The sequence below is a fragment of the Novosphingobium acidiphilum DSM 19966 genome (assembly GCF_000429005.1).
Lineage (GTDB): Bacteria > Pseudomonadota > Alphaproteobacteria > Sphingomonadales > Sphingomonadaceae > Novosphingobium > Novosphingobium acidiphilum.
This window is the reverse complement of sequence record NZ_AUBA01000001.1, coordinates 185,222-211,477: the sequence shown is the minus strand read 5'-3', so window position 1 is coordinate 211,477 and position 26,256 is coordinate 185,222. Positions and strand designations below refer to the sequence as shown.

General features: G+C 63.5%; 25 protein-coding genes. 9 read left to right on the top strand and 16 right to left on the bottom strand.

The features are described from left to right. Positions 1 to 70: 70 nt before the first annotated feature. From G404_RS0101060 to ettA, 3 genes are all read left to right on the top strand, one after another. Positions 71 to 1,318 carry an acetyl-CoA C-acetyltransferase gene (locus tag G404_RS0101060; RefSeq protein WP_028639435.1) on the top strand — a complete coding sequence of 416 codons (1,248 nt, stop codon included), beginning with the start codon at positions 71 to 73 and terminating at the stop codon, positions 1,316 to 1,318. A gap of 115 nt (positions 1,319 to 1,433) precedes the next feature. Then, on the top strand, positions 1,434 to 2,249 hold the full coding sequence (locus G404_RS0101055) for a dienelactone hydrolase family protein (protein WP_028639434.1): 816 nt from the start codon (positions 1,434 to 1,436) through the stop codon (positions 2,247 to 2,249). A gap of 42 nt (positions 2,250 to 2,291) precedes the next feature. Next, on the top strand, positions 2,292 to 3,971 hold the full coding sequence (gene ettA, locus G404_RS0101050) for an energy-dependent translational throttle protein EttA (protein ID WP_028639433.1): 1,680 nt from the start codon (positions 2,292 to 2,294) through the stop codon (positions 3,969 to 3,971). Positions 3,972 to 3,977: 6 nt separating this feature from the next. Here ettA and G404_RS0101045 read toward each other — a convergent pair whose 3' ends face one another. Beyond that, the gene (locus G404_RS0101045; RefSeq protein ID WP_028639432.1) at positions 3,978 to 4,577 is read right to left on the bottom strand and encodes a PNPOx family protein; all 600 of its coding nucleotides are present in this window, start codon (positions 4,575 to 4,577) and stop codon (positions 3,978 to 3,980) included. Between the two features lie 143 nt (positions 4,578 to 4,720). On the opposite strand from G404_RS0101045, the gene G404_RS19995 reads away from it, so the two are divergent. Continuing rightward, a complete protein-coding gene (locus G404_RS19995; protein ID WP_245584330.1) occupies positions 4,721 to 5,392 on the top strand; it encodes an RcnB family protein in 672 nt (223 codons plus the stop codon). Between the two features lie 21 nt (positions 5,393 to 5,413). On the opposite strand, the gene G404_RS0101035 is transcribed toward G404_RS19995, so the two are convergent. Continuing rightward, positions 5,414 to 5,743 carry a helix-turn-helix domain-containing protein gene (locus tag G404_RS0101035; protein ID WP_245584329.1) on the bottom strand — a complete coding sequence of 110 codons (330 nt, stop codon included), beginning with the start codon at positions 5,741 to 5,743 and terminating at the stop codon, positions 5,414 to 5,416. 348 nt (positions 5,744 to 6,091) lie between these two features. Between G404_RS0101035 and G404_RS0101030 the strand changes: the two genes are divergently transcribed. Then, positions 6,092 to 6,769, top strand: coding sequence for a 2OG-Fe(II) oxygenase (locus G404_RS0101030; RefSeq protein WP_028639430.1), 678 nt, complete (start codon positions 6,092 to 6,094; stop codon positions 6,767 to 6,769). 2 nt (positions 6,770 to 6,771) lie between these two features. Continuing rightward, positions 6,772 to 8,733 (top strand): DUF885 domain-containing protein, encoded by a 1,962-nt coding sequence (locus G404_RS17650; protein WP_245584328.1) that lies wholly within the window; start codon positions 6,772 to 6,774, stop codon positions 8,731 to 8,733. Here G404_RS17650 and G404_RS0101020 read toward each other — a convergent pair. From G404_RS0101020 to G404_RS0100985, 8 genes are all read right to left on the bottom strand, one after another. Further along, positions 8,679 to 10,322 (bottom strand): lysine--tRNA ligase, encoded by a 1,644-nt coding sequence (locus G404_RS0101020; RefSeq protein ID WP_036519844.1) that lies wholly within the window; start codon positions 10,320 to 10,322, stop codon positions 8,679 to 8,681. The two genes, G404_RS17650 and G404_RS0101020, sit on opposite strands and share 55 nt — an antisense overlap. Before the next feature lie 48 nt (positions 10,323 to 10,370). Continuing rightward, entirely contained in the window at positions 10,371 to 11,519 is a 1,149-nt protein-coding gene (locus G404_RS0101015) for a hypothetical protein (RefSeq protein ID WP_211230708.1), read from the bottom strand. A gap of 19 nt (positions 11,520 to 11,538) precedes the next feature. Next, positions 11,539 to 13,101: an MBOAT family O-acyltransferase gene (locus G404_RS0101010; protein ID WP_028639427.1), complete on the bottom strand. Its 1,563-nt coding sequence runs from the start codon at positions 13,099 to 13,101 to the stop codon at positions 11,539 to 11,541. Continuing rightward, positions 13,098 to 15,005: an HAD-IIIC family phosphatase gene (locus G404_RS17645; RefSeq protein ID WP_084600916.1), complete on the bottom strand. Its 1,908-nt coding sequence runs from the start codon at positions 15,003 to 15,005 to the stop codon at positions 13,098 to 13,100. The genes G404_RS0101010 and G404_RS17645 overlap by 4 nt, the downstream gene beginning before the upstream one ends. A 21-nt stretch (positions 15,006 to 15,026) precedes the next feature. Beyond that, positions 15,027 to 15,263: an acyl carrier protein gene (locus tag G404_RS0101000; protein WP_169719666.1), complete on the bottom strand. Its 237-nt coding sequence runs from the start codon at positions 15,261 to 15,263 to the stop codon at positions 15,027 to 15,029. Positions 15,264 to 15,269: 6 nt separating this feature from the next. Further along, entirely contained in the window at positions 15,270 to 16,085 is an 816-nt protein-coding gene (locus G404_RS0100995; protein ID WP_169719665.1) for a class I SAM-dependent methyltransferase, read from the bottom strand. 268 nt (positions 16,086 to 16,353) lie between these two features. Continuing rightward, the gene (locus G404_RS0100990; RefSeq protein WP_028639424.1) at positions 16,354 to 16,926 is read right to left on the bottom strand and encodes a phosphoribosyltransferase; all 573 of its coding nucleotides are present in this window, start codon (positions 16,924 to 16,926) and stop codon (positions 16,354 to 16,356) included. A gap of 100 nt (positions 16,927 to 17,026) precedes the next feature. Further along, positions 17,027 to 17,929, bottom strand: coding sequence for a flagellin N-terminal helical domain-containing protein (locus G404_RS0100985; RefSeq protein ID WP_028639423.1), 903 nt, complete (start codon positions 17,927 to 17,929; stop codon positions 17,027 to 17,029). A gap of 188 nt (positions 17,930 to 18,117) precedes the next feature. On the opposite strand from G404_RS0100985, the gene G404_RS0100980 reads away from it, so the two are divergent. Together G404_RS0100980 and G404_RS0100975 are read left to right on the top strand one after the other, a co-directional pair. After that, complete coding sequence (locus G404_RS0100980) at positions 18,118 to 20,889, top strand: ATP-dependent DNA helicase (RefSeq protein WP_028639422.1); 2,772 nt, start codon at positions 18,118 to 18,120, stop codon at positions 20,887 to 20,889. Continuing rightward, positions 20,886 to 21,431, top strand: a complete 546-nt coding sequence (locus tag G404_RS0100975; protein WP_028639421.1) for a SixA phosphatase family protein — start codon at positions 20,886 to 20,888, stop codon at positions 21,429 to 21,431. The genes G404_RS0100980 and G404_RS0100975 overlap by 4 nt, the downstream gene beginning before the upstream one ends. 44 nt (positions 21,432 to 21,475) lie before the next feature. Here the strand turns inward: G404_RS0100975 and G404_RS17640 are convergent, their stop codons facing one another. The 5 genes from G404_RS17640 to rpmF all read right to left on the bottom strand — a co-directional run bounded on the left by G404_RS17640 (position 21,476) and on the right by rpmF (position 24,881). Continuing rightward, entirely contained in the window at positions 21,476 to 22,024 is a 549-nt protein-coding gene (locus tag G404_RS17640) for a MerR family transcriptional regulator (protein ID WP_084600915.1), read from the bottom strand. A gap of 10 nt (positions 22,025 to 22,034) precedes the next feature. Further along, positions 22,035 to 22,334 carry an integration host factor subunit alpha gene (locus tag G404_RS0100965; protein WP_028639420.1) on the bottom strand — a complete coding sequence of 100 codons (300 nt, stop codon included), beginning with the start codon at positions 22,332 to 22,334 and terminating at the stop codon, positions 22,035 to 22,037. A 132-nt stretch (positions 22,335 to 22,466) separates the two neighbouring features. After that, positions 22,467 to 23,453, bottom strand: a complete 987-nt coding sequence (locus tag G404_RS0100960; protein ID WP_036519841.1) for a beta-ketoacyl-ACP synthase III — start codon at positions 23,451 to 23,453, stop codon at positions 22,467 to 22,469. Further along, positions 23,450 to 24,541, bottom strand: a complete 1,092-nt coding sequence (gene plsX / locus G404_RS0100955) for a phosphate acyltransferase PlsX (RefSeq protein WP_028639418.1) — start codon at positions 24,539 to 24,541, stop codon at positions 23,450 to 23,452. The genes G404_RS0100960 and plsX overlap by 4 nt, the downstream gene beginning before the upstream one ends. Before the next feature lie 160 nt (positions 24,542 to 24,701). Beyond that, positions 24,702 to 24,881, bottom strand: coding sequence for a 50S ribosomal protein L32 (gene rpmF, locus G404_RS19990; protein WP_084600913.1), 180 nt, complete (start codon positions 24,879 to 24,881; stop codon positions 24,702 to 24,704). 260 nt (positions 24,882 to 25,141) lie between these two features. Here rpmF and G404_RS0100950 point away from each other — a divergent pair, with 260 nt between their 5' ends. Further along, positions 25,142 to 25,531, top strand: a complete 390-nt coding sequence (locus G404_RS0100950; RefSeq protein WP_028639417.1) for an MAPEG family protein — start codon at positions 25,142 to 25,144, stop codon at positions 25,529 to 25,531. Between the two features lie 35 nt (positions 25,532 to 25,566). Here G404_RS0100950 and G404_RS0100945 read toward each other — a convergent pair whose 3' ends face one another. Further along, entirely contained in the window at positions 25,567 to 26,241 is a 675-nt protein-coding gene (locus G404_RS0100945; RefSeq protein ID WP_028639416.1) for an MBL fold metallo-hydrolase, read from the bottom strand. Positions 26,242 to 26,256: the final 15 nt, after the last annotated feature.

Here is a 26,256-nt window from a genome sequence, read left to right as displayed (position 1 = left end):
CACCTTAACGCTTGCACCCGATCCGCAAAGCCTTTAATCGTTCGGTTAAATACTTGGAAGAGGATCTGTCATGGCCGAAGCCTATATCATCGATGCTGTTCGCACCCCGCGCGGCGTCGGCAAGCCCGGCAAGGGCGCGCTGTCGCACCTCCACCCGCAGCACCTGGCCGCCACCGTGCTCAAGGCGTTGAAGGATCGCAATCACCTCGACACCAGCACGGTCGATGACGTGATCTGGTCGACCTCGTCGCAGTACGGCAAACAGGCCGGCGATCTGGGCCGGATGGCGGCGCTGGCCGCAGGCTATGACATTTCGGCCAGCGGCACCACGCTTGACCGGTTCTGCGGCGGCGGGATCACCTCGGTCAACCTGGCCACCGCCAGCGTGATGTCGGGCATGGAAGACTGCGTGATCGCAGGCGGCACCGAAATGATGAGCTTTACCGCGATGCACGGCGCCGAACAGGCCAATGCCGGGATCAAGCCGCTGGGCATGGGTTCGGGCAATGCCGCGCTCGACGCGATCCACCCGCAATCGCACCAGGGCGTGTGCGGCGATGCGATTGCCGCGCGCGAAGGCATCCCCCGCGAAGCGCTCGACACGCTGGCGCTGGTCAGCCAGCAACGCGCCGCAGTGGCGATTGCCGAGGGCCGCTTTGCCAAATCGCTGGTGCCGGTGCTGAACGAAGACGGCAGCGTGGCGCTCGATCACGAGGAATTCCCGCGCCCCGAAACCACGCTCGAAGGCCTGGCCTCGCTCAAGGCCAGCTTTGACGGAATTGCCGATTTCGATCTGGGCGGCACCACCTTCCGTCAGCAGATCAAGCGCCGCTATCCCGATCTGAACTGGAAGGGCGTGCACCATGCGGGCAATTCGTCGGGCGTGGTCGATGGCGCGGCCGCGCTGCTGATCACCAGCCCTGCCTATGCCGAAAAGCACGGGCTGAAACCGCGCGCGCGCGTCGTGGCCTATGCCAACCAGGGCGATGATCCCACCTTGATGCTCAACGCCCCGGTGCCCGCGGCGAAAAAGGTTCTGGCCAAGGCCGGGCTTACGGTTGCAGACATCGACTTGTGGGAAATCAACGAAGCGTTTGCCGTCGTTGCCGAAAAGTTCATCCGCGACCTCGATCTCGATCGCACCAAGGTCAACGTCAACGGCGGTGCGATGGCGCTGGGCCACCCGATCGGCGCCACCGGCTCGATCCTGATCGGCACCGTGCTCGACGAACTGGAACGCACCGGTGGCCGCTATGGCCTGGTGACGATGTGCGCGGCCGGCGGCATGGCGCCGGCGATCATCATCGAGCGCATCTGATCGCGATCTTACCCGGACGGGGGGGGCAGCCGGGCCCGCGTGGCGTGGCCCTCCCCCCACCTTCGCGGTGATTGCGCTTCGCGGTTTCGGATCGGATATTGGCGGGGAACAGGGTATGCAAAACGCGCAAAGCTTCGCCGAATACACCCCCTTCGATTTTACCGACGGCCCCTACACGCGCAAAGTCTGGCGCAAGGGCCGCGGACCAGCCGTCATCATCATGCACGAGATGCCCAATCTGCATCCGCTGGTGCTGCGTTTTGCCGATCGGGTGGCCGATGCCGGGATGACCGTGTTTTGCCCCAGCCTGTTTGGCGAAGACGGGCGTGTTCCCAGCAAACGCTATACCATGGCGCAGGCAATCTGGACTTTGTGCGTGCGGCGCGAATTCAACGGCTGGGCCAATGGCAAATCGAGCCCGATAGTCGACTGGCTGCGCGCACTGGCGCGTCATGCCCACGCCGAATGCGGCGGGCGCGGCGTGGGCGCTGTGGGAATGTGCTTTACCGGCGGGTTTGCGCTGGCCATGATGACCGAACCTTCGGTCGTCGCCCCGGTGCTGTCGCAGCCATCGCTGCCGCTGGGCAAGAAGGGCGCGGCGATGATCGATGCAACCGAGGCCGAGCTTGCTTGTGCCAAGGCGCGGTTCGAGGCCGAAGACCTGTCGATGCTGGGCCTGCGGTTCAAATCCGACTCGCTGGTGCCCGATGCGCGGTTTGCCATGCTCAAGGACCGCTTTGGCGATCGGTTTCGCGCGATCGATCTGGACGATGCCGATGCCAATCCGCACACCGCGATGCCGCCGCATTCGGTGCTGACCTGGCACGTGATCGATCAGCCGGGCAGCACGACCCGTTCGGTAGAGGCCGAAGTGATTGGTTTTTTCCGTGATGCCACCGCCCCGCTTGCAGGCGTCGCGCCGCACGGGTAGAGCGCGCGACAACCATTTCACGCGCATTCCCGAAGGACGACCATGGCCGCCCAGTACGCCTACGTCATGAAGAACATGACGAAGACTTTCCCCGGCGCCCCCAAGCCGGTGCTCAACGACATCAACCTGCAGTTTTATCAGGGTGCCAAGATCGGCATTGTCGGCCCCAACGGCGCGGGCAAGTCGACCCTGATGAAGATCATGGCGGGCATCGACAAGGATTACACCGGCGAAGCCTGGCCGGGTGAATATATCACCGTGGGCTATCTGGCGCAGGAACCGCAGCTCGATCCGACCAAGACCGTGCTGGAAAACGTCAAGGACGGCGCGCGCGAAGTGGCCGACCTGGTCGATCGTTTCAACGAAATCTCCAACCTGATGGCCGACCCGCCGGAAGACGTCGATTTCGACGCGCTGATGGACGAGATGGGCGATCTGCAGGGCAAGATCGACGCGGTCGATGGCTGGACACTGGATAACCAGCTGGAAATCGCGATGGAGGCACTGCGCTGCCCGCCGTCGGACTGGTCGGTGGAAAACCTGTCGGGCGGGGAACGCCGCCGCATCGCGCTGACGCGTCTGCTGATCCAGAAGCCGTCGATCCTGCTGCTCGACGAACCGACCAACCACCTTGACGCCGAATCGGTCGAATGGCTGGAAAACCATCTGAAGGAATATGCCGGCGCGGTGCTGATGATCACCCACGACCGCTATTTCCTCGACAACGTGGTCGGCTGGATTCTCGAAATCGACCGCGGCAAATATTTCCCCTACGAAGGCAATTATTCGACCTATCTGGAAAAGAAGTCGAAGCGTCTGGAACAGGAAGACCGCGAGGCGACCGGCCGGCAAAAAGCGATCAACGACGAACTCGAATGGATCCGCGCCGGGACCAAGGGCCGCCAGACCAAGTCCAAATCGCGTATCAAGAAGTTCGAGGAACTGGTCGCCAGCCAGAACAACCGCAGCCCGGGCAAGGCGCAGATCGTCATCCAGGTGCCCGAGCGCCTGGGCGGCAAAGTGATCGAGGCCAAGGGCCTGACCAAGGCCTTTGGCGACAAGCTGCTGTTCGAAGACGTGTCGTTCCTGTTGCCACCGGGCGGCATTGTCGGGGTGATCGGCCCCAACGGCGCGGGCAAGTCCACGCTGTTCAAGCTGATCACCGGGCAGGAACAGCCCGATGAAGGCAGCATCGACATCGGTTCGACCGTGCGCCTGGGCTTTGTCGACCAGAGCCGCGATGCGCTGGACCCGTCGAAGAACGTGTGGGAAGAAATCTCGGGCGGGCATGACTACATGAAGGTCAACGGGTTCGACACCTCGACCCGGGCCTATGTCGGCGCGTTCAATTTCAAGGGCGCCGATCAGCAAAAGAACGTCGGCAAGCTGTCGGGCGGTGAACGCAATCGCGTACACATGGCCAAGATGCTGAAAACCGGCGGCAATGTGCTGCTGCTTGACGAACCGACCAACGATCTCGACGTCGAAACACTGGGCGCGCTTGAAGAAGCGATCGAAAACTTTGCCGGTTGCGCGGTGGTCATCAGCCACGACCGGTTCTTCCTCGATCGCCTGGCGACGCATATCCTGGCGTTCGAAGGCAACAGCCATGTCGAATGGTTCGAAGGCAACTTTGCCGCCTATGAAGAGGACAAGCGTCGCCGCCTGGGCGATGCCGCCGATCGTCCGACGCCACTGGCCTATAAAAAACTGTCGCGCTGACGGCAATCAGGGGGCGATCCAGGCCCCCTGCCAGCCATCTGTGGCGCGCACGAATTGAGCGCGCGTGCCGCCATCGCGCCCCAGTTGCAGCCAGTCGAGCCGTTCGGCGCGCAGCATGATCACCGCAAAGTGCCCCCGCCCCGCTTCGCTTTGCGCAAGGGTGGGGCGATGGTTGCGAACATCCGGCGGCAGGGCAGAGCCTGCGGTATCCAGCACCGCGCCAGGGCCCGCCTCGGCCAGATAGCACCGCCGGCTGAGCGGCGAGGCTGCGGCCCATGCCGCATCGGCCACAGGGCCGGCGCTTTCCACCCGGGCCGTGCCCGCGATGCGCAATTGCACACGCGCCGCCGGGTCGTAGGCCAGCACCGTCAGGCGCGCATCGGCGGCAATCGTCGCCACTTTGGGTGATCGCCCATCGGTGTGAAAGCGCAAGGCTGCCAGATCGGCATCCGCTGCGCGCAGCACCATGATCCGCGCATCGCCGTCGGCGGTGACCACCACCGGGGCGTGCATGACGGCATTGCGATCGCGCACCGCGTGGTCCAGCCGCGCGATGGCATCGGCAAACAGGGCGTCAAGCTGCGGATATTGATCGATCGGATTCATGCACTATCCCACGGGCCAAGCTGACGCGGGCCATAGCCCAAACCTTCAGAATTTGTGCACGCTTGTTACGGCATTGTTTGCGGCGCAATGCGAATCGCCGTGCCCGACACACAGCGCCACGTATTGCGGACAGGAGAATGGCCATGGCGCAGCCCGACCGTACCCGCACCATCACGCAGGGCATGGCATGCCTTGCACTGTTGAGCGCGTCCGCCGCGTCGATCGCCCACGAACCGGACCATCGCGCCGCACGCCAGGGCGGTCATGCCACCCCCGCAGTCAGCCATCCATCGACCGGCGCCCCACACCCGCCGACGGTGCCCGCAGCGGCGCGCGAACCGGCCCGGCCCCGCATACTGGCCGGGCCCCATGCGGCACCACCGCACGTGGCCGGACAGGCCGCGCGCCCTGCTGATCACCTGGCGGCCAAGGTACAGGGGTATGCTGCGGTCCGGCCCGCACCGCGCACCGGAGCATCCGGCTACGCCCCGGCGGGGCGCGCAGCGGGCTGGAACACCGGCTGGCGATCGGACCGTCGGTACGATTGGGCGGGCTGGCGCGCGCTGCACCGCGATACGTTTCGCATCGGGTACTATTATCCGCCCAGTGGTGACTATGCCTATGCCCGGCTTGAGGTCGGTGCCTTGCTCGCGGCCGAATTCTGGCGCGAACAATACTGGATCACCGATCCCGCGGTCTATCACCTGCCCCCGCCCTGGGGGACCTATCGCTGGGTCCGCTATTACAACGATTGCCTGCTGGTCGATATCGACACCGGTGAAGTGGTCGATGTGGCCACCAACGTGTTCTGGTGATCGGGGGCCAGGCGGCGTGGATCAATCGCCGATGTTGATCGTGTCGAGCACGCGCGTCATCAGCGCCGTGCCTGCGTCGGTCAACCGGACATAGCGCCTGCGCCCGTCAACATTGTCAGACGCGCGATAAATCAGGCCTTCGAGCTCCAGCCGGGTCAGCCAGCGCAGGATCGTGGTCGACGGGACTCCGGCTTCGATGCACACGCTCGACACCTGGATTTCGCGACGGCTTTTCTGGGCAATATAGACATCCAGCAGGATATCCCACGCCGGCTCGCCAAACAGGCCGCCGATACCCGCCGCCGCATCGCGCCGACGACGTGCACTGTAAACCGATTTTGCCCGGCGCAAGTACCGACTTTCACTCTCAACACGGACGTCCAAGTCTGTCGTCTCCGTCAAACGGGCGGTCAATTGCCTTACCCAAAGCACAGAAACATCAAATCGAATGATAGTGCTGCCTCATTGGCCAATTGGCCAAGACGACCTTACCACCGATCAAGCGCCCCGCTTCGGTCCGGATACTTCCCGGGTTACCCGCATTAACCAGGTTTTCACGAGATTTTTCGTTTTTTTGCAATGAGATTTATCCAGAATGGACTAATCGGACCATTTTTGTACAATGGCGGACATCGCTTGCCACAGCGCCGCCGCCCCCCTTGCCGTTCGCAATGGCATCCGCCATGAACTTGGGTAGACATGGTTTTTTCATTCAGGTCTTCACGCAGCGATCCCGACCGCGCCGAGCTGTCGCGTATTGGCGATGCCGTACGCGCGCGTCTGGATGCAGATCCGGCCGCCTATCGCCTGCCGGTGGATGATGTTGAATTGTACGCCGTTAACGATTTTCTGTCGGCGCGCGATTGCGAACGCCTGATCGCGATCATCGATGCCGTCGCCCGCCCGTCACCCACCTACAACGACAACAGCGACGGTGGCCGCACCAGTTATACCGGCGATGTCGACCGCGATGATCCGTTCATTCGCCAGCTTGAACACCGGATCGATGCGCTGCTGGGAATGGAGCACGCGCTTGGCGAGACGTTGCAGGGCCAGCGGTATACCCAGGGGCAGCAGTTCAAGCACCATTTCGACTATTTTGTGGCCAAGCACGCCTATTGGGACCTGGAGCGCAATCGCGGCGGACAACGCAGCTGGACAGCCATGGGCTATCTCAATCCGGTCGAGGACGGCGGCGCGACCGATTTTCCCAAAATCGGCCTGTCGATCCCGCCCAAGGCCGGTGTGCTGCTGATCTGGAACAACATGTTGCCCGATGGCCGGCCCAATCCGCGTACGCTCCATGCCGGCACCCCGGTCATCGGCGGGGTGAAATACGTTTTGACCAAATGGTACCGGGCACGCCCATGGTGCTGACGATGGGACGCGCGCTTTTTGGCGTTATCCCCGCCATGATGCTGTCGGCTTGCGCCGAGCCTGCGCCGCTGGCGCACCTGGCGGCGCCCATGCCGGTCGTGGCGGTGGCCAAACTCGATATCCCGCCCGCCGCGGCGCGTGTGGCCACGCCCGCGTCGACGCATGGCCAGACGGTGGCCGCTCCGCCCGCAACGGGCAGTGAAGCCGGCCCGGTGGCCGAACGCCTTGACCGCCTGTTTGCCGAAGACAGCCGTGCGCAGCAGGCGCTCGATCCGGTGGGTGCGCTCGCGCGGGGCGAGGCGGTGCCGCACGAAATGCTGGTCTTGGCATTCACGCCGGCGCTGATCGTACGACAGCGCGATGCAACCGAGCATTCGTTGATCCAGCTGGCACGGATCGACCGGGGGGCGCTGGATACCGCGCACCGCCTGTCCTACGACGTGTTCCGCCAGACCCTGTACGGTCAGCGCGCCATGCTGGCCCCCGCCGCGCAGGCCTTGCTTGGTGTGCAGCCGTTCAACCATTTCATGGGTTTTCCGGTCGAATTTCCCGAAATGGCCGCCACCAGCGAAGGCGGGTCGCTGCGCACGATGGCCGATATCGAGGCGCGGCTGGAACTGGAACGCACTTTGCCGGTGATGTTCGACAATGCGATCAACCGGTTTCGCGAGGGCATGGCCAGCGGGGTGACCGAGCCGCGCCTGACAGTAACCGACATGATCGCCCAGATTGACGCGATCCTGGCCCAGCCGCCAGCCCGATCGTTGTTCATGGCACCGTTGCGCCACCTGCCGCGCAAGGCGACGCCTGCTGCGCGACACCGGATGGAACGCGCGTTTCTGGCGGCAACCACCGACAAGGTCTATCCGGCCTATGCCAGGCTGCGCGCCTTTCTGGCGCACGAATACCTGCCTGCAGCGCGCGATTCGGTCGGCCTGTCGGCCATTCCCGGCGGCACCGCGCTGTATCACCTGCTGGTGCACCAGCAGACCACGCTCGATCTCGACCCCGAGGCGGTGCACCAGACCGGCCTTGGCGAAGTGGCGCGCATCAAGCAGGACATGGCAGCGGTCGAAACCGAACTGGGCTTTGCCGTGCCCCTGCACACGTTCTTTGAGGTGATCCGCACCGATCCGCGTTTCCATCCGTCACGCGCCGAAGATCTGGGCCGGGGTTTTCGCGCGGTCGGCGAAAAGGTGGCGCGGCTGGCGCCGCACTATTTCCTGCACGTGCCCAAGACCCCGCTGACGATCCAGCCCTATCCTGCCTACCGCGACAGGTTCGAGGCGGGCGGCAGCTATAGCGAGGGCATGCCCGACGGCACCCGGCCGGGGATCTTCTGGTACAACACCTTCGACTGGCAGCACCGCTTCATGACCGGGCTGACCACCTTGTACCTGCACGAGGGGGCCCCCGGGCACCATTTCCAGATCAGCCTGGCGCAGGAAAATGAAGCGCTGCCCGATTTCCAGCGCTTTGGCGGCAACGCGGCCTATGTCGAAGGCTGGGCGCTGTATGCCGAAACGCTGGGCTATGACATGGGGCTGTACCGCGAACCGATGCAGCACTGGGGCACGCTGGACGATGAAATGCTGCGCGCAATGCGGCTGGTGGTCGACACCGGGCTGCACACGCGTGGATGGACCCGCGATCAGGCGATTGCCTATATGCTCGACAATTCAGGCATAGGCAGGATCGACGCCGCCGCCGAAGTTGACCGCTATATCGCCAATCCGGGCCAGGCCCTGGCCTACAAAGTGGGCGCGATGACCATCCTGCGGCTGCGCGACGAAGCGCGCGCGGCGCTGGGCCCGCAATTCGACATCCGCGCATTCCACGACCAGGTGCTCAACAGCGGCGCATTGCCGCTGTCGGTGCTGGAGGCCAAGATCCACCAGTGGATCGCGGATCAGACCGACGCCAACGCTTCGGCAATCAGCGCGCGGGTGTTGGCCAGGCCATAAAGCGCGATGAAGCTGCCCATGCGCGGACCCTGCGATGATCCCAGCAGCGTTTCGTACAGCGCCTTGAACCAGTCGCGCAGCGATTCAAAACCGAACGCGGTATCCTTGCCCACTTCATAAACCACGGTCTGGAAGGCCTCGGCCCCGTCGTCGGCGGACATCTGCGCCAGTGCCGCGTCAAGTGCCGCCAAGGCCGCCGCCTCGTTGGGCGCGGGCGCACGGCGCTGCAAGGTCGGTGCGATCAGATCGCGGTTATAGGCCAGCGCCCGAGTGACCAGGCCGTCAAGCGCAGGATGCGCGGCCGGATCGGCATTGGCGACATAGTTGCGCAGATACGACCACACCTGATCGCGGCTGGCGCCCGCACCCAGCACGCCCACCAGATTCAGCAGCAGGCCATATGTCACCGGCAGCGTGTCGCCCGCACCGCCGTGGTAGCCATTGGTGCGCAGCAGGTGCCACACCGGATTGCCCAGTTGCTGTTCCACCGGCTGCGTCGCCAGCTTTTCGCGAAACTGCCAGTATTCGTCGACCGCGCGCGGGATAATCCCGACATGCAGCGACTTGGCGCTCTTGGGTTCGCGGAACAGGTACAAGCCAAGCGATTCCTCGCTGCCGTAATCCAGCCATTGCTCGATCGTCAGGCCGTTGCCCTTCGACTTCGAGATCTTTTCGCCCTTTTCGTCAAGGAACAGTTCGTAGATCAGGCCTTCGGGCCGGCGCCCGCCCAGCACTTGCGCAATGCGGCCCGACTGCGTGCCGCTGTCGGTCAGATCCTTGCCGAACATCTCGTAATCGACGCCCAGCGCAACCCAGCGCATGGCCCAGTCGACTTTCCATTGCAACTTGGCCTGCCCGCCCAGGATGCTGTGTTCCACCACAGCACCGTCGCTGTCGGTGAACCGCACGATCCCGCGATCGGCGTCGACCACCTCGATCGGCACTTGCAGCACGACACCGGTGGCGGGCGAAACCGGCAGCACCGGTGAATAGGTCAGGCGGCGTTCTTCACGCAAGGTCGGCAGCATGATCGCTTGGATCGCCTCGTAATGGCGCAGCACATTGATGAGGGCCGCATCGAACGCGCCCGAATTGTAGCGATCGGCGCTCGAGACAAATTCGTAATCGAAATCGAACCGATCGAGAAATTCGCACAGCCGCGCATTGTTGTGCGCGGCAAAGCTGTCATGCGTGCCAAACGGATCGGGAATGCGCGACAACGGCTTGCCCAGATTGGCCGACAGCACCGCTTTGTTGGGCACATTGTCAGGCACTTTGCGCAACCCGTCCATGTCGTCGGAAAACGCCACCAGCCGGGTGGGATGCCCCCCGGTCAGCGTCTCGTAGGCGCGGCGCACCAGCGTGGTGCGCAACACTTCCTGAAAGGTGCCGATATGCGGCAGGCCCGACGGGCCATAGCCGGTTTCGAACAACACCGGCACCAGCGCGCCGTCGGCCCCGCGCTTGCCGCCGGAAAAGCGTTTGACCAGCTTGCGCGCCTCGTCAAACGGCCATGATTTTGACACTTGGGCGGCCGCATGGATCGCATCATCGGTCACGGCGGGCACGGTCTGGATGGTATCGGTCATAACCCCAGCCCTTTCGCGATTATGCCCGGTTTGGCAAGGCTGGATGCACTACATCCGATACGAAAGGATATGTGCACGCAATTGACGATCGAACGCATCGAAATTGCTGCGCGTCAGCACGCTGTCGCGGCGCGCGACATGCTCGATTACCGCGCGATAGGCCTGGGGACGGGCAAGATGTGCAAAATCGAAATAATTGTCGATTTGGCCCGCGATAGTCTGATCGTTGTCCATCGCGTGCACCGTAACGGCGGGTCCGAAACGATCGGCAATATCGACCACGCAACGCTTGAATTCCATAAGGCCGGGATAAGTCGATCGATCAGTCAAACGTTCGGATCGCTGCTTTGCGATCAAGTGATAATAATAGCCATAGGGGTACGGCGGGAACACCAGATCAACCGCCACACCGCGCGCCCGGAATTTCGCGAGCGCGGGAATCAGCACCGCATCCAGAAACGGATACTCGCGGCAATTTATGTCAAAACCGTGCCCCAGCACGTGATCGCGGTTGCGAGAAACGGTCTGGTGCAGCAGCGCCATCATGGCGGGACGCTGCGTCATCGGCGGATAGGCAGTCAAAAATTGTGGCTGCTGCAGCGATTTCCATTTGGGCCTGTCATACACGCCATCAACCAGGCGATGCCACGATCCCACCAGCGTATCCCAACGAAAATCACCGGCATGCGCCCAGTCGCTTGAAAACACCCGTTCGCGCCGTCTTGCCGGCTCGCCGCGTTCGTTCAGATCGACCATCAGCGAAAGGTCCATGACAAACAGCACGCGTTCAAGGTGCGGCATTTTTGCGACCTCGTCGACCACCAACCGGGTATCGCCAGGATGCGCCAACGGATAGGCCAGATTGACCGGGCGGGTATCGGCGCCGAACGCGTCGGCCATGTCCTGCGACGACGCCCCGGCCAGAGTGGATGCACCGATCAGCACCAGCCGATGGTCCTGCCGCGTTGCCGCCTTGAGCAACAGCGGCCATTCCGCATCGGGATACTGATGATCATCGGCCAGTCGCGGGGTCAGCCCCCAGGGATGGATTGCATAGGGATCAACGATATAATCGATCAGGATCAGACCGCCGAGCCCGGCGATGAACGGTGCCAGCGCAAACGGCAGAAACAGGCGGCGCGTCCACCGCCAATGCCCCGGCCCCTGGGCTGGCGCGCCATAAAGCATACGGCGCAAGGAGGCGATCACCCCCATATCAAAATCCACCATAGACAAACGGCGTGGAATAGCCGCACATCCTGAGCACGCACACCATCAAGAGAGCAACAAACACGCCCCACAGCCAATTGGGCCGCCAGCGCAAGGCCAGCCAGCGTGGCGTGTGCGACGGCACGGCGAATGTGACAATTCCGGGGCGATAGCGCGACAACAATTCCATCGCATTGGGCAGCAGCCAGATTATTGCAAACGCCGCTGCCAGTTCGGCCCATTGCCCGGAATGAACCACTTGGGTGTTCGGCGGGGCCGCGGACACAGGCAGCCGGTGCCACGCGGCCATCAGCAGGCGGCGGTAATCGCCCAATGTGCCGCTGCGAAACAGGGCAAACGTCAATGCCAGCGGTATCAGCGTCACCATCTGGCCAAGCGCGGTGCGCAGACGATCGCTCGAACGGCGGCTCCAATTACGGAAAGACGGCCAGCTGCGCACCTCGGTTTCGATGGTGTACCAAGTGCCATGAACAAGCCCAAACAGCGCGAACGTCCACGCCGCACCATGCCACAGACCGATCACCAGAAAGTTGATCGTCAGTGGCAGCCAGAGCTCGAACAGGCTGCGCCGCACGCCTTTCCACTTGCGCCGCCGCGCCAGCCGCGCGCCCCGCAGCGATAATGCCTGAAACAGGAACCGGGCAACGATTCGGGTCAGCGTGATGTGCCAGCGGCGATAGAAATCGGCGATGCCGGTGGCGCGCAACGGCGAATTGAAATTGAACGGCAGACGCAGGCCGAACATGCGTGCCACGCCCAGCGCCATGTCCGAATAGCCCGAAAAGTCGAAATAGAGCTGTGCGTAATAGGCCGGGATCGCCACGCAGGCATCGATCCCCAGCACCGCATGATGGCTGGCAATGGCCTTGAACACCGGATCAACCATGTCAGTGCCCAGCGTGTCTGCAATCACCAGTTTTTTGAACAGGCCGATCGTCAGCAGCGTCAGACCGACCTCGATGTCGATCAGGCGGACCCTGCCAAACCGCCGCGACAACAGTTGCGGTGCGATTTCTCTGGCAAAAGCGATCGGCCCGATCAACAGGTTGGCAAAGCCCATTGTAAAGGCAACAAACCACACCGCGCCACCGCGCCCCTTTCGTATCATGGCCACCGCCGGCGGATCGCGGCGGTAACAATCGACCAGCAGAACCAGCCGCTGAAACGTCATGAAACTGATCGTGATCGGGACCCATGCCAGCAGGATCGGGGCAACCGCGCCGATCGGCCGAATGGTCGTGAATGCCGGAATGTATTTGAACAGGCCGAGCATCAACAGATTGGACGTGACCCCCAGCCGCAACAACCAGCGGCGCTGCGACGGACCGGGCCGGTCGGACACCAGTGCGCCGCAGATCACGCCATTGATCAGCATGCTGCCCAGCGTCACTGCCACAAAGCGCCAGCCGAACGGCACGCAGAACACGACCGAGGCCAAGCCATAGGCCATCGCTGCAAGCTGCCCGCCGCCCAACCGGCCGGCGGCATAAAAGATCAGCAATGCGATCGGCAGAAACAGCAGGAAAAAGGCCGGATCGACAAAGTTCATGCCTGCACATCCGCCCCGGGCTGATGGTGAAACGGCAGATCGGACACGTTGTATTCGATCACGTTCAGCACATACGACTGCGCACCATCTTGATCCTGGGCCGTCCGCGCAAAACCCAGCTTGTCATAGTGATCGCGCACCATTCCGTTCTTGGCTGTGGGCAAATATTGCGCATGTATCCGGGCTATGCCGCGCGCACGCGCCTGCCGCACAAGTTCTGCCAGCATCGCGTTTTCTACGCGGCGGCCCAGCACGCGACAGCTCATCAGCCAGGTGTCGATCATCCAGTCGCCCGCTGTATCGAGCCGTGCGATGATTACGCCGATCACGCCAAAATTGCCGAACTGGTCGGACAATCGTGTCTGCTGCGTATAGGTTGCGGGTTCTGCCTCGATCGCGGCAATCGCGCCTTCGGAATAGCGACGCGTGGTCAGATTGAATTGGTTCGATTTGTTGACCAGTTGCGCGATGCGGGGCCGGCCGATCGGATCGAACCGGGCATGGCCGATAATCATGCCCAGCGCGGCCAGAAATTCGCCGGTATCGCCGGTTGCAGCACCAATCGCGACGCGCTGCGCATTGGCGTGATAGCTTGCGCTTCGCAGACTGTCCTCGTCCGAAAAGCCGACCGCCTCGAAATAACCCGCCGCAAGGAGCAGTGTCGGATAATAGGCTGCGTCGTTTGGCAATTCCGGCACCGCCACCATCGGCAGCATGCTGCGCACCTGCGCGCGTTCGGCCGCATTGTCATCGAGCAGCACCAGCGCATCCAGGCCGATCGCCAGCGCATCGGCAATCGCACGCAAATTGGCAGGCTTGTCATCCCAATTGGCTTGAAACACGGCGATATCTGTCTCGCGCAGCAGCATGTCGGGATGATCGCGAAAGGGTGCCCGCGCAGTGGCATCGTCGTTTTTCGACGACACCGCCAGGATCACGCCGCGCGCTTTCAGGTCAAGCGCTGCCTGCTGGACAGCGGCAAAACTTTCCCCCTCGGCGCTGCCCGGGCCGATGCGGATGCCCTCGATCCCGTCATCGCCGATCACCCCACCCCAGCAGGTATTGTCAAGATCGAGCACCAGGCATTTGCGCGCCTTGCCTTGTGCTGCACTCAAAAGCCGGGCAACCCAATCTGCAAACAAAGGCACCGCTGCGGGCAGGAACGGCAGCTTGTACAAGTTGTATGAAGGTGCATGGAACCAGCGCGCGGTGCCGACCTGTTCAGACAGCGCTGCCACGTCGAGCACGACCGCACCGACATCGCGGGCAAGTTCGACCATCCGCGCATTGAACGCAAGTATCTGTGCGCGCACCGATCCAGCCTGGCAGGCATCGAAACTGCCGAACAGCCCCAATGGCGGAATGGCAACGGTTGGCACGACTATCAGGTTGATTTGCCCCCGCTGCAAGGCACCGATTACACCGCGCAAGCGCGCTACCGCCGCGTCCACACCCGCCGCAGGAGACAATCCAAGCCGTGGGGATGCCAGCCCAAGCCAACGGTGATCGACCAGCACCAGCACGGCATCGGGGCAATGGGCATAAGTATCAGAGCCAGGATCGAACGCACAGGCCTCGATCGTATCGGCCGGGGCAATATGCAGATCGATCGCCAGCCCGTGACGTGCGCCTGCCGCAGGCAGCGCATCCGCAATGAAATCGAAAGTTGCAGAACTCAACACCGCCAGGCGCAACCGGGTCAAAGGGTCGAGGGGCCTGCCGGATTGCATGGCACGCGCAATCCGGCGTGACAGCAGGCGCGAATGCGCGGCATCCAGCGCATGTCCCGCCAGTTCCCGCGCCGCCGCGCCGGGCTTGTTGCTGGTGTCCACCTGCTTTGCCCGGGATCGCCAATCCTCTCCGGGCGCAGGCAGCCATGGCATTGCCAGGAGATCCATCGTCATGTGTGGATCCCCCTGTTCCGGTTATCCGATCGCAGCGTCGACCAGATCAACCAGATCACCGACGTTGCGCAGTCCGGTTACCGCGCTTGTTTCAAATTCGGTGTCGAAGGCGTCCTCGATCGCAACGACGATGCGCACATGCGCCAGACTGTCCCAGCCAGGCACATCGCGCGCGCGCGTTTGCGGGGTCAGAACAATCGCGTCGTCCTCAAGCTCTTCGCGGACGATTTGCGTGATCGTTTCCAGGACAGATTGCACCGGCATTCAGATCTCCGTCAAATCAGCGTCGCGTTTACGGCCAAGCAGCACACACGAAATACTCAGGCGTTTACGCAGCGCAGTGCCCAAGGACGCCCCCGTGACAGGAAAGAAGCGGGCATATTCCACATCGAAACCCTGCTGTTCGAAAAACGATACAAATTCGTCGGGCGATTGCCACAGATAAATGTGATCGGGCGCGGGGCTGTTGACGGGTGCATTGACAAAGATGCGACCGCCCGGCCGCAGCGCCGCATGCAAACTGCGCAGCGCCAGATCGGGCTGTTCGAGATGTTCCAGCACTTCACTGATGACCGCCAGATCAAACGCCTCGTGGCGCGGTGGCGCCTGCACCACGTCGCACAGTTCGATCCGCACATCGCGCGTCACGCCAAGCCGTGCAAGTGCGTTACGAGTTTCAGCGATGCTCGATTGCGAAACGTCCCACGCCTCGATCGACGCAATCGCGCGGCAATGCGCAGCGAAATAAACAAACAGGCCATGCCCGGGCCCGATTTCAAGGTAATCACTGCCTGCTTGCGCCGCACCCAGAAAGGCATTGCGAAACATATCAAACGCCCGCGCATGCGGTTCCCATACCAGCTGCGAAATCAGGATGCCGCGCACATAACGCTCCATCACTTCGGGACGAGCATAGACCTCGCGCTCGGCCTCGGCGAAAGTCTTGAGCCGGTAGGTCCTGTTGCGGCGAAAATGGAACTCTTCAGCAATGAAGGCTTCGCACATCCAGCGGTAATCGGAAACATACAGGTCAAGCCGGCCGCCGATGTCGATCAGTGCCAAACGCGCGACTTCGTCCATGCGGGCTTCGAACGCAGTGTCAAAGTCATGAAATCGAGCGGCAAGGTAAGCATGATGTTCGGGCCATATCGCCACGATCCGTGCAGCAAGTGTGTGCAGCGACGCAAATGGCGCCAGATCAGCCAGATAATCGGCGTTGGGGTTCGGCTTTTGATCATCGTCCTGTACGATATCCGACGCCATCACCATCTCGATTGATTGTCGTTATCGTGATGATGGCAAATCGCCCCTTGGATAGCAAGCACACCCGTCTGATCGCGCCCTGCAATCAATCGCGCAGGATCAGGCTTGCCTGCGGTTTGTGCGCCAGGATTTCGGCCTCGGTCAGGCCGCAGATTTCGTGGGGGAAGACCAGCCATTCGTCGGTTTCGTGGACATAGTAATCGGGGCGCAGTTCGGTCTGGTTGCGGCCGGGTTTCCAGTAGACCGTGGCGATGCGGATTTCGCGCGGAGTGTTGTAGCGACACCGCGTTTGCAGCTCGCGCAAGATCGCCGCCACCGAACGGCCCGAATCGAACACATCGTCCACGATCACCAGCCGGTGTTCGGGCGACAGCGTGTCGATCAGATAACCCAGCGAATAGACCTGCACTTCGGCGTTCTGCCGGTCGATGCCCGAATAGGATTTGGTGCGGATGGCAATGTGATCGGTTTCCACCCCGCGATATTCAAGCAATTCCTGGACCGCGATGCCGACCGGCGCCCCGCCGCGCCAGATCCCGACGATATGCGTCGGGCGGAACCCGGAATCGACAATCGCGTTGCCCAGCCGAAACGAATCTTCGAGCAGACGATCGGCAGTAAGCCAGGTTTTTTCGACAGCAGCAGCAATGTTTCCCATGGCCTGCCTCTATGCGCAGCAGACGCCAACGTAAACACCGCAAACGGGGCCATGCCGTGCATGACCCCGCCGCAAGCTGGAGAAGGACCAACCGCCCGGTTCAACCACCCTTCAGCAACGACAGCACGTTCTGCTGGCTTTGATTGGCCTGCGCAATCATCGCGGTCGAGGCCTGCGACAGGATCTGGGATTTTGCCAGTTTGGTCGTTTCGGCCGAATAATCGGTGTCCTGGATGCGGCTGCGTGCCGAGGACAGATTGGTGACATTGGTGTTCAGATTGTTGACTGCCGACGACAGACGATTCTGTGCGGCCCCCAGCGCCGCCTGAGTCGCGTTCACTTCGGTAACGATTGCATCGACATTGGTGATCGTCGTCGCCGACGTTGCCTGGCTTGACACATCCATCGCCTGCACCGTGCCGCTGGCGCCGTTGAAACTGGTCTGCCCCACGCCGCCATTGGTGCCGAACAGTTCCGATCCGTTGAATGCAGGGCTTTGAATCACGACATTTTCGCCGTTGTTCGCACCCGTCTGGATCGTCGTGGTCACATTCTGCGACCCATCCGATGCAGGCGCGCCCGATGTGATGGCAAAGACATTCACCCCGTTGAAGGCAGACGTCGTCAAAATTCCCGAAATCTGCTGGGTCAGGTTCGACACTTCGGACTGCATCGATGTGCGGTCCGACGCCTGATAGGTGCCCGACAACGACTGCACCGCCAGTTCGCGGATGCGTTGCAGCATGTTGGTCACTTCGGTCAGCGCGCCGCCCGCGGTCTGGGCCAGCGAAATGCCGTCATTGGCATTGCTGACCGCCTGCTGCATGCCATCGATCTGCGATGTCATGGTGTTGCTGATGGCAAGGCCGGCGGCATCGTCGGCTGCGCTGTTGATGCGCAGCCCCGTCGACAGCCGCTGCATCGACTGCGCGGTCATCATCGAGGCTGAATTCGAGGCATTGGCGGCCTGCGTGGCCGCAATGTTGGTGTTGATTACGGTCATGATCCCATTCTCCACTATGGGCGGGACCATCCGGACCGGGTGAGCAAGGGCTGTGCCACCCGGTCCGGATGGTTCCCGATAGCGTAGAACGGCAGCGTGCGCGCAGAATTAAGCCGCCTCGGCCGCGAATACCGGAACCGTGGCACGGTTGCGTTTACATTCTTGTTCGCGACCGCCACACGAGGCGCATGGATTCGCCCGCCCCCGCGCTCTTGCCGCTGACCCTGCCGGCACTGCATGCCAGCCATGGCGGATGCTGGATCGACGATGGCCGCGGCAACGGCGCGCGCGAGATCAGCAAGGGCGAAGCGATCGTCGCGGCGGCCGACACTCCGCTGATTGTGCTCGGCGCGCCGCTGGTGGCCAGCCGGTTGGGCTATCCCGATCTGTTGGGGCTTGATCTGCTGGAACTGTTTGCCTTTGTGTTTCCGGCGCGGTTCATGGTGCCGACCCCGCGGGGCCTGGCCCATGCGCTCGATCTGAACGAGCCGGCAGGCGATGCCGCGGTGCCGTCGTTTTTGCGGCTGGCGGCTGCGGCGCTGATTGCCGAAACCGCGCGTGCCGACTGGCAAATGCGCGAAGGCGCCTGGACCCAGTTGCAAACGCTGGCGCGGCTGCACTGGCCCTGGGCCGCGCTGCTTGGCCAATCGATCCAGCGCCCCGAACGTGGCGAACGCTGGCTGTTTGCGCGCCTGCCCGAATGGGAAGAGGCCGCACCCCGGCCCCAGCCTGCGCAAGTGGTGCTGGACGACGATGCCATTGCCACACGGCTTGCCTCGATTGCCGGGGCCGATGCCGAAGTGCGCCCCGCCCAGCGCGAATTTGCGCGCGAGGCGGGCCATGCCTTTGCCCCGCGCGGGGCCGCGCGGGTGCCGCATGTGGTGCTGGCACAGGCGGGCACCGGCACCGGCAAGACACTGGGCTATCTCGCGCCGGCCAGCCTGTGGAGCACGCTGACCGGCGGTACGGTCTGGGTTTCGACGTATACCAAGGCGCTGCAACGCCAGTTGCGCCGCGAAAGCCGGCGCGCCTTTGCCGACCGCGCGCAAGGCCAGCGCCAGACCGTGGTCGTGCGCAAGGGCCGCGAAAACTATCTTTGCCTGCTCAATCTTGAAGACGCGCTGCAAGGGGGATTTCAGGGCCGCCCGGCGATCCTTGCACAGCTGATCGCGCGCTGGGCAAGCTATAGCCAGGACGGCGATATGGTCGGTGGCGATCTTCCCGGCTGGCTGGGCACGCTGTTTCGCCGCCGCGGGATCACCGCGCTGACCGACCAGCGCGGTGAATGCATTTATGCCGCCTGCCCGCATTATCGCAAATGCTTCATCGAACGCGCCACCCGCGCCTCGGCCGAGGCCGATCTGGTGATCGCCAACCACGCGCTGGTGATGATCAACGCCGCACGCGGCCGCGAAACCGGCAGCCAGCCCACGCGCATCGTGCTCGATGAAGGCCACCATGTGTTCGATGCCGCCGATGCGACCTTTGCCGCTGCGCTGACCGGGGCGGAAACCATCGAATTGCGCCGCTGGGTCATCGGGCCCGAGGGCAAAGTGCGCGGGCGCCGCCGCGGGCTGGCCGCGCGGCTGGCCGATGTGGCAAGCTATGACGAGGAAGGCGCGCGCGCCATCACCCGCGCGCGCGAAGCGGCCGAGGCCCTGCCCGGCGATGGCTGGCTGGCGCGTATCGGCGAAGGCGCGCCGTGGGGCCCGGTCGAAGCCTTGCTGGCCGCGACCCGCGCAATGGTCCACGCCCGCGACGAAAGCGGCGGTCAGGAAGCGGGCTATGGCCTTGAAACCGAGGCGGCCGGTCTTGACGGCGCCTATATCACCGTGGCCGGACAGGCAGAGGATGCACTCGAAGCGCTGCGCCAGCCGCTGGTCAAGCTGGGCGCGCGGCTCGAAGCGATCCTGACCGATCCGCCCGATTGGCTGGACGGCGCAGCCCGCGCGCGGATCGAAGGTGCGCGCGGGTCGATCCAGTGGCGCAGCGATCTGCTGTCGGGATGGATTGCGCTGCTGGCGCGTCTGGGCGGGACGGCCGACCCCGATTTTGTCGACTGGCTGGCGGTGGAACGCTCTGAAGGGCGCGAATGGGATGTGGGCCTGCACCGCCGTTATCTTGACCCGATGAAGCCATTTGCCGCAACCGTGCTTGCCCCGGCGCACGGCGTACTGATGACCAGTGCGACACTGTGCGACCGGCGCAGCACCGACGCCGGCGCGCAGCCCGATTGGGAATCGGCGATTGCGCGCAGCGGGGTGGGTTACCTGGGTGTCAATCCACGCCTGTTTGCAGTCGACAGCCCGTTCGATTACGCAACCCAGGCGCAAGTGCTGATCGTAACCGACGTGCCGCGCGGCGATATCGGCGCGCTGGCTGCGGCCTATGCCCAACTGATCGAGGCGTCGGGCGGCGGCGCGCTGGGATTGTTCACCGCGATCCGGCGGATGCGCGCGGTCCATGGCCGGATCGTCGACCGGCTCGCGCGCACCGGGCTGCCGCTTTATGCACAGCATGTCGATCCGATCGACACCGGCACGCTGGTCGATATCTTTCGCGATGACCGCCGCGCCTCGCTGATCGGCACCGATGCCTTGCGCGACGGGGTCGATGTGCCAGGCGAATCGCTGCGGCTGGTGGTGATGGAACAGGTGCCCTGGCCCAAGCCGTCGATCCTGCACCGCGCGCGGCGCCTGGCCGGCGGCGGCCAGGCGCACGATGACGCGATCATCCGCGCGCGGCTGGCGCAGGCGTTTGGCCGGCTGATCCGTTCGGGGCAGGATCGGGGCTGTTTCGTGGTGCTGTCGGCGGCGTTTCCATCGCGCCTGATCGCGGCCTTTCCGGCGGGAACGCCGGTGCGCCGGGTCACCCTCGATGTCGCTTTACAAAGCATCGCCAGCAGTGTTTGTGGACCTGCCGCCGCGATCGCGCCGACAATTTCCGGAACCCCCGCGTGAAGACACTTGCCCTGTTTCGCCACGCCAAATCCGACTGGTCGGATGCGCGCGCGCGCGATTTCGACCGGCCGATCAACGCACGCGGAAAACGCGGTGCGATCGCCATGGGACGGCATGTGCGCGAAGGGTGCTGGCGGTTTGACCGGATCATCGCCTCGCCCGCGGTGCGCGTGGCGCAGACCATCGAAATCGCGAGCAAGGCCTGGGGCCGTTCGTTTCCGATCGACTGGGACCGGCGGGTATATCTTGCGAGTTCAGCCACGCTGATCGATCTGTTGCGCGAAATCGACGGCGATCCGGCCAGCGTGCTGATGGTCGGGCACAATCCGGGCCTGGAAGACCTGATCTTCGACCTGGTGCCCGAAGATGGCAGCAGCCCGTTGCGCGCTGCGGTGGAACAGAAATTCCCGACCGCAACCTTTGCCGTGCTGGAATGCGCGATCGATCGCTGGGCCGATATCGATCACGGCTGCGCGCGGTTGTCGGTGCTGACCCGCCCACGGGATCTCGATCCCGCGCTGGGGCCCGAATTGCTCGATTAGGTCGCGCCTCGCGCCAAGCTGGCCGGGATGGCCGGAAGAACGCGCTAGGCCTGCACCAGTTCACGCGCCAGACGGTCGCGGATCGATTCCAGATGCTGGCGCAGCACGCCAAGCGCCAGCACCAGCGCCGCCTCGGGCGCCGGGCCAAAATCCGGATTGCCGGCCTGCGCTTCGCTGCTTTGGCTATCAACCTCAGGCGCGTCGCCGCCGGCAGCCTTGCGGCGTGTGGCCGGCTTGGTCAACGCCTGCAGCGCCCCGCGGATGGTATAGCCTTCGCGGTGCAACAGGCGGTCGATATCGATCAGCAGGGCAATGTCTTCGGGTCGGTAATAGCGCCGCCCGCCCGCGCGGGTCAGCGGGCGCAGCATCGCAAACTGCTCTTCCCAGTAACGCAGCACATGCTGGCGCAGACCCAGCGCTCGCGCCACTTCGCCAATGGTGCGCAGCGCTCCCGCTTCCTTGCCGTCGCAAAACAGATCGTCGGGTGCCGCCGCCGCAGGACCCTTGCGTGACTGCCGCTTTGGCGCAGACCTGGCTGGGGCAGCATTCGATGACCGGGATGTACGCTGGCCAACGGGCACGGCAACACTCATCGCAAAGGGCTCAATCGCCTGCGCAAATGCGGTCCTTCAGCATCTGGCTGGCGCGAAAGGTCAGGACGCGGCGCGGCGTGATCGGCACTTCGACCCCGGTTTTGGGATTGCGACCGATACGTTCGGCCTTGTCGCGCAACAGAAACGTGCCGAAACCCGAAATCTTGACATTTTCGCCCTCGGCCAACGCGTCGCACAGATGATCGAGTATGGATTCCACCATAGTCAATGATTCCGCGCGCGACAGGCCGACGCGACGATTGATGCTTTCCGCGAGATCGGCCCGCGTCAAAGTGCCAACAGAGCGCATCCGTTATTCCCCCAGTTGCAACAATTTCCCATTACCCATTGCCCAAGATAACGGGTTTTCAGGGCGACGCAATGCGTTAGCGGCGCGTTACGAAGCGATTCGGACAAGGTTTGGCGGGGTTTTGATCCGTTTTCAGACGCGCGCGAGCGCGGCACCCCACGTAAAGCCGCCGCCCATCGCTTCGAACATGACCAGGTCACCGGGCTTGATTCGCCCGTCGCGCACCGCCTCGTCATAGGCCAGCGGCACCGAGGCGGCGCTGGTGTTGGCATGGTGATCGACTGTCACAACCACCTTTTCCGGAGGCAACGACAGCTTGCGCGCGGTCGCGTCCAGAATGCGCAGATTGGCCTGATGCGGCACCACCCAGTCGATCTGGGCCGAGGTCAGTCCGGCCTCGGCCAGCACCTCTTCCAGCACGCTGGCCAGGTTGACCACCGCATGGCGGAACACTTCGCGGCCCTTCATGCGCAGCTTGCCCACGGTCTGCGTGGTCGACGGACCGCCGTCGACATACAGCAGCTCGTTATAGGCGCCGTCGGCGTGCAACCGGCTGGCGATGATACCCGGTGCAGCCGGATCGGCAGGATCGACGTCCACCGCTTCGAGCACGACCGCGCCGGCGCCATCGCCAAACAGGACGCAGGTGGTGCGATCGTCCCAATCGAGAATGCGGCTGAAGGTTTCCGCACCGATCACCAGCGCACGCCGCGCATTGCCGCCACGCAGCAGCGCATCGGCGGTGGTCAGCGCGTACAGAAATCCCGAACAGACCGCCGCCACATCGAACGCGATCCCCCCGCGGCAGCCCAGATTGTTCTGCACAATCGTCGCAGTGGCCGGAAAGGTCTGATCGGGCGTCGCGGTGGCCAGAATGATGCAATCGATCGATGACGCATCGATACCTGCCGCATCAAGCGCGCGGCGCGCGGCCAGTGTTGCCAGCGAACCGGTGGTTTCGCCCTCGCCCGCGATATGGCGCGCGCGAATGCCGGTGCGTTCGACGATCCATTCGTCGGTGGTATCGACCATCGTGGTCATTTCGGCGTTGGTGACGCAGCGTTCGGGCAAGGCCGAACCGCTGCCACGCAGCACCGAGCGGCGCACGGTCGTGGTCATGCGTTCTGCTCCGGCGCAACGCTGTCGGCGCTGCGCGGGGTGCTGCGCACCGGGTGGCTGATCGTGTCGGTGCCGACATTGACAAGGTCGGCGGCAATCCGCGTGGTCAGATTTTCCTCCAGCAGGCGCGCAGTGATCTCGATCGCGTGCGCCACGCCCAGCGGCGAAGCGCTGCCGTGGCTTTTGACGACGATACCGTTCAGTCCGACAAACAGCGCGCCGTTGTGGTTGTTGGGATCAAGGTGGCTGCGCAACAGGTTGGTGGCCGGGCGCGAAATCAGGAAACCGAATTTTGACCGCAGCGAACTGCGGAAACTGCGCTGCAGCAGATCGCCGACAAAGCGCGCCGCACCTTCCATCGCTTTCAGCGCGATATTGCCAGAAAATCCGTCTGTTACGACCACGTCGACATCGCCGCGGTTCAGCTTGTCGGCCTCGATGAAGCCATCAAAGGTGAACGCCAGCGCGCCATCGACCTCTTTCAGCTGCGCGGCGGCATCGCGCAGATCGTCGGTGCCCTTGTTGTCTTCGCTGCCGATATTGAGCAGGCGCACGCGCGGACTGGGCAGGCCATTGACGATCCGCGCATACGCCGCGCCCATGATCGCAAATTGCACCAGATTGCGCGCATCGCACGAGGTGTTGGCACCCAGGTCAAGCATGACCAGATCATGTTTGCCCAATGTCGGCACCAATGCGGCCAGCGCGGGCCGATCGATCCCGGGCAATGTGCGCAATGCCAGCTTGGCCATGGCCATCAGCGCGCCGGTATTGCCCGCGCTGACCGCAGCACCCGCCTCGCCCTGTTTGACCGCATCGATTGCCAGCCCCATCGACGTGGTGCGCGCGCGGCGCAGCGCCTGGGTCGGCTTTTCATCGCCCGACACCACATCGGCGGCATGGCGCACGATGCAGCGTTCGGCCAGGCCCGAATGGCCCGCAATCGCCTGGGCGACGCGGGTTTCATCGCCGACCATCAGGAAGGTGAGATTGGGATTGCGCGCCGCAGCCCGTGCAGCGCCTGCAACCATGACAGACACACCTTCGTCACCGCCCATCGCGTCAACGGCGATACGCGGCAAGCTCATGGTGTGACGGTCTCCTCTTGCGTGCTTGTTTTGTCCGGCCGTCTGCCCCGCGGGGCCGATTCGGATGCCGGTGCGCGGGCGAACCGCGCCGATCTTCAGTGGTGTGGCAAGCCAGTCCTGCGCGCCGGACCGACAATCGGCCCGGAACGCAAAGCCTGTCTCAGCTGCCGACCGCGATCACTTCGCGACCGTTGTAGTGGCCACACGCGTTGCACAAGCAGTGCGGACGCTTCAATTCGCCGCAATTCGAGCATTCGTGGAATGCATGGGGCGTCAGCGCATCGTGGCTACGACGCATGCCGCGACGCGACGGCGAGGTTTTTCGCTTGGGGACGGCCATCTCGGCACCTGTTCCTGATCAACTAAAGTCTATGTCACGGGCGCGATAGGCACAAACGGACCACCAGACAACCCCCCGATGACCGATCGCATGCAACACATTGCATGAACCATGTCTGGTCACAGGAAGCGCCGATAGACCGTGCCGATCGCGGGCGAAGGGGGGCCTATACGCAATTTCGGATGATTTGCAAGCCACGCTGGGCTAGCCACCGCATGAAGCCGGGAAACAGCCCGGCGATTACGGGAGCACGCAAGAGGATGTATCTGCCCATCAGCCTGGCATCGGCCGCAGCCGCCGCCGCACTCAACGTATGGTTGTCGATCCGCATCGGCGCGGTACGCAGCGCCAAGAAGATCAGCGTCGGCGACGGCGGTGACGAAGACCTGATCCGGCGCATGCGCGCGCAGGCCAATTTCATCGAAAACGCGCCGATCGTGCTGATCCTGATCGCGCTGATCGAGGCTGCGCGGCCGGGCAACCTGTGGCTGGCCGGGGTTGCCGGGGCCTTTGTCGTCGCGCGCGTCGCGCATGGCGTGGGCATGGACGGCGGCCCGCTGCGCATCGGCCGGATGATCGGCACGATGGTGACCATGCTCAGCCTGCTGGGGCTGGCCATCTGGGCGGCCACCATCGCGATCGACATGTGATCAAGTCCCCTCCCCCGCAAAACGGGGGGGGATTTTTACGACAGGATATAATCGCTGACGTAGGAATTGGTCTGGCGTTCCTGGCCAAAGGTACTGACCGGACCATGGCCGGGCACAAAGGTCACATCGTTGCCGAGCGGCCACAGCTTCTGGGTGATCGAATCGAGCAATTGCTGATGATTGCCCAGCGGGAAATCGGTCCGCCCGATCGAACCCTGGAACAGCACATCTCCCACGATGGCAAAGCGCGACGGGGCGTGGAAAAACACCACGTGCCCCGGCGTGTGCCCCGGGCAATGCACCACGTCGAGCACACAATCGCCGATCGTGACGGTATCGCCATCGTGCAGCCATCGGGTGGGTTCGAACACTTCTCCATCGATGCCGTATTTGCGGCCATCGTCGTTCAGCCGCGCGATCCAGAACCGGTCCGCCTCTTCCGGGCCTTCGATCGGCACACCCAGTTCGCGGGCAAAGATGCCGGTGCTGCCGCAATGGTCGATATGGCCGTGGGTCACCAGCAGCTTTTCAATCGTCACCCCGGTCTTGGCGATGGCCTGTCGCAACAGCGCCAGATCGCCGCCGGCATCGATAAACGCGCCGCGCATGGTTTTGGTGCACCACACCAGCGTGCAATTCTGTTGCAAGGGGGTGACGGGAATGATCGCCACTTTGAGCGGCGGTACGGATGGTGTCTGCGGTTCGGTCATGCGGTCAAGATGATG

What these genes read in the sequence shown, in the direction of transcription:
- G404_RS0101060 (WP_028639435.1), top strand. Translation starts at nt 71, where the DNA reads ATGGCCGAAGCCTATATCATCGATGCTGTTCGCACCCCGCGCGGCGTC.
- G404_RS0101055 (WP_028639434.1), top strand. Translation starts at nt 1,434, where the DNA reads ATGCAAAACGCGCAAAGCTTCGCCGAATACACCCCCTTCGATTTTACC.
- ettA (WP_028639433.1), top strand. Translation starts at nt 2,292, where the DNA reads ATGGCCGCCCAGTACGCCTACGTCATGAAGAACATGACGAAGACTTTC.
- G404_RS0101045 (WP_028639432.1), bottom strand. Translation starts at nt 4,577, where the DNA reads ATGAATCCGATCGATCAATATCCGCAGCTTGACGCCCTGTTTGCCGAT.
- G404_RS19995 (WP_245584330.1), top strand. Translation starts at nt 4,721, where the DNA reads ATGGCGCAGCCCGACCGTACCCGCACCATCACGCAGGGCATGGCATGC.
- G404_RS0101030 (WP_028639430.1), top strand. Translation starts at nt 6,092, where the DNA reads ATGGTTTTTTCATTCAGGTCTTCACGCAGCGATCCCGACCGCGCCGAG.
- G404_RS17650 (WP_245584328.1), top strand. Translation starts at nt 6,772, where the DNA reads ATGGGACGCGCGCTTTTTGGCGTTATCCCCGCCATGATGCTGTCGGCT.
- G404_RS0101020 (WP_036519844.1), bottom strand. Translation starts at nt 10,322, where the DNA reads ATGACCGATACCATCCAGACCGTGCCCGCCGTGACCGATGATGCGATC.
- G404_RS0101010 (WP_028639427.1), bottom strand. Translation starts at nt 13,101, where the DNA reads ATGAACTTTGTCGATCCGGCCTTTTTCCTGCTGTTTCTGCCGATCGCA.
- G404_RS17645 (WP_084600916.1), bottom strand. Translation starts at nt 15,005, where the DNA reads ATGACGATGGATCTCCTGGCAATGCCATGGCTGCCTGCGCCCGGAGAG.
- G404_RS0100995 (WP_169719665.1), bottom strand. Translation starts at nt 16,085, where the DNA reads ATGGACGAAGTCGCGCGTTTGGCACTGATCGACATCGGCGGCCGGCTT.
- G404_RS0100990 (WP_028639424.1), bottom strand. Translation starts at nt 16,926, where the DNA reads ATGGGAAACATTGCTGCTGCTGTCGAAAAAACCTGGCTTACTGCCGAT.
- G404_RS0100985 (WP_028639423.1), bottom strand. Translation starts at nt 17,929, where the DNA reads ATGACCGTAATCAACACCAACATTGCGGCCACGCAGGCCGCCAATGCC.
- G404_RS0100980 (WP_028639422.1), top strand. Translation starts at nt 18,118, where the DNA reads ATGGATTCGCCCGCCCCCGCGCTCTTGCCGCTGACCCTGCCGGCACTG.
- G404_RS17640 (WP_084600915.1), bottom strand. Translation starts at nt 22,024, where the DNA reads ATGAGTGTTGCCGTGCCCGTTGGCCAGCGTACATCCCGGTCATCGAAT.
- G404_RS0100965 (WP_028639420.1), bottom strand. Translation starts at nt 22,334, where the DNA reads ATGCGCTCTGTTGGCACTTTGACGCGGGCCGATCTCGCGGAAAGCATC.
- G404_RS0100960 (WP_036519841.1), bottom strand. Translation starts at nt 23,453, where the DNA reads ATGACCACGACCGTGCGCCGCTCGGTGCTGCGTGGCAGCGGTTCGGCC.
- plsX (WP_028639418.1), bottom strand. Translation starts at nt 24,541, where the DNA reads ATGAGCTTGCCGCGTATCGCCGTTGACGCGATGGGCGGTGACGAAGGT.
- rpmF (WP_084600913.1), bottom strand. Translation starts at nt 24,881, where the DNA reads ATGGCCGTCCCCAAGCGAAAAACCTCGCCGTCGCGTCGCGGCATGCGT.
- G404_RS0100950 (WP_028639417.1), top strand. Translation starts at nt 25,142, where the DNA reads ATGTATCTGCCCATCAGCCTGGCATCGGCCGCAGCCGCCGCCGCACTC.
- G404_RS0100945 (WP_028639416.1), bottom strand. Translation starts at nt 26,241, where the DNA reads ATGACCGAACCGCAGACACCATCCGTACCGCCGCTCAAAGTGGCGATC.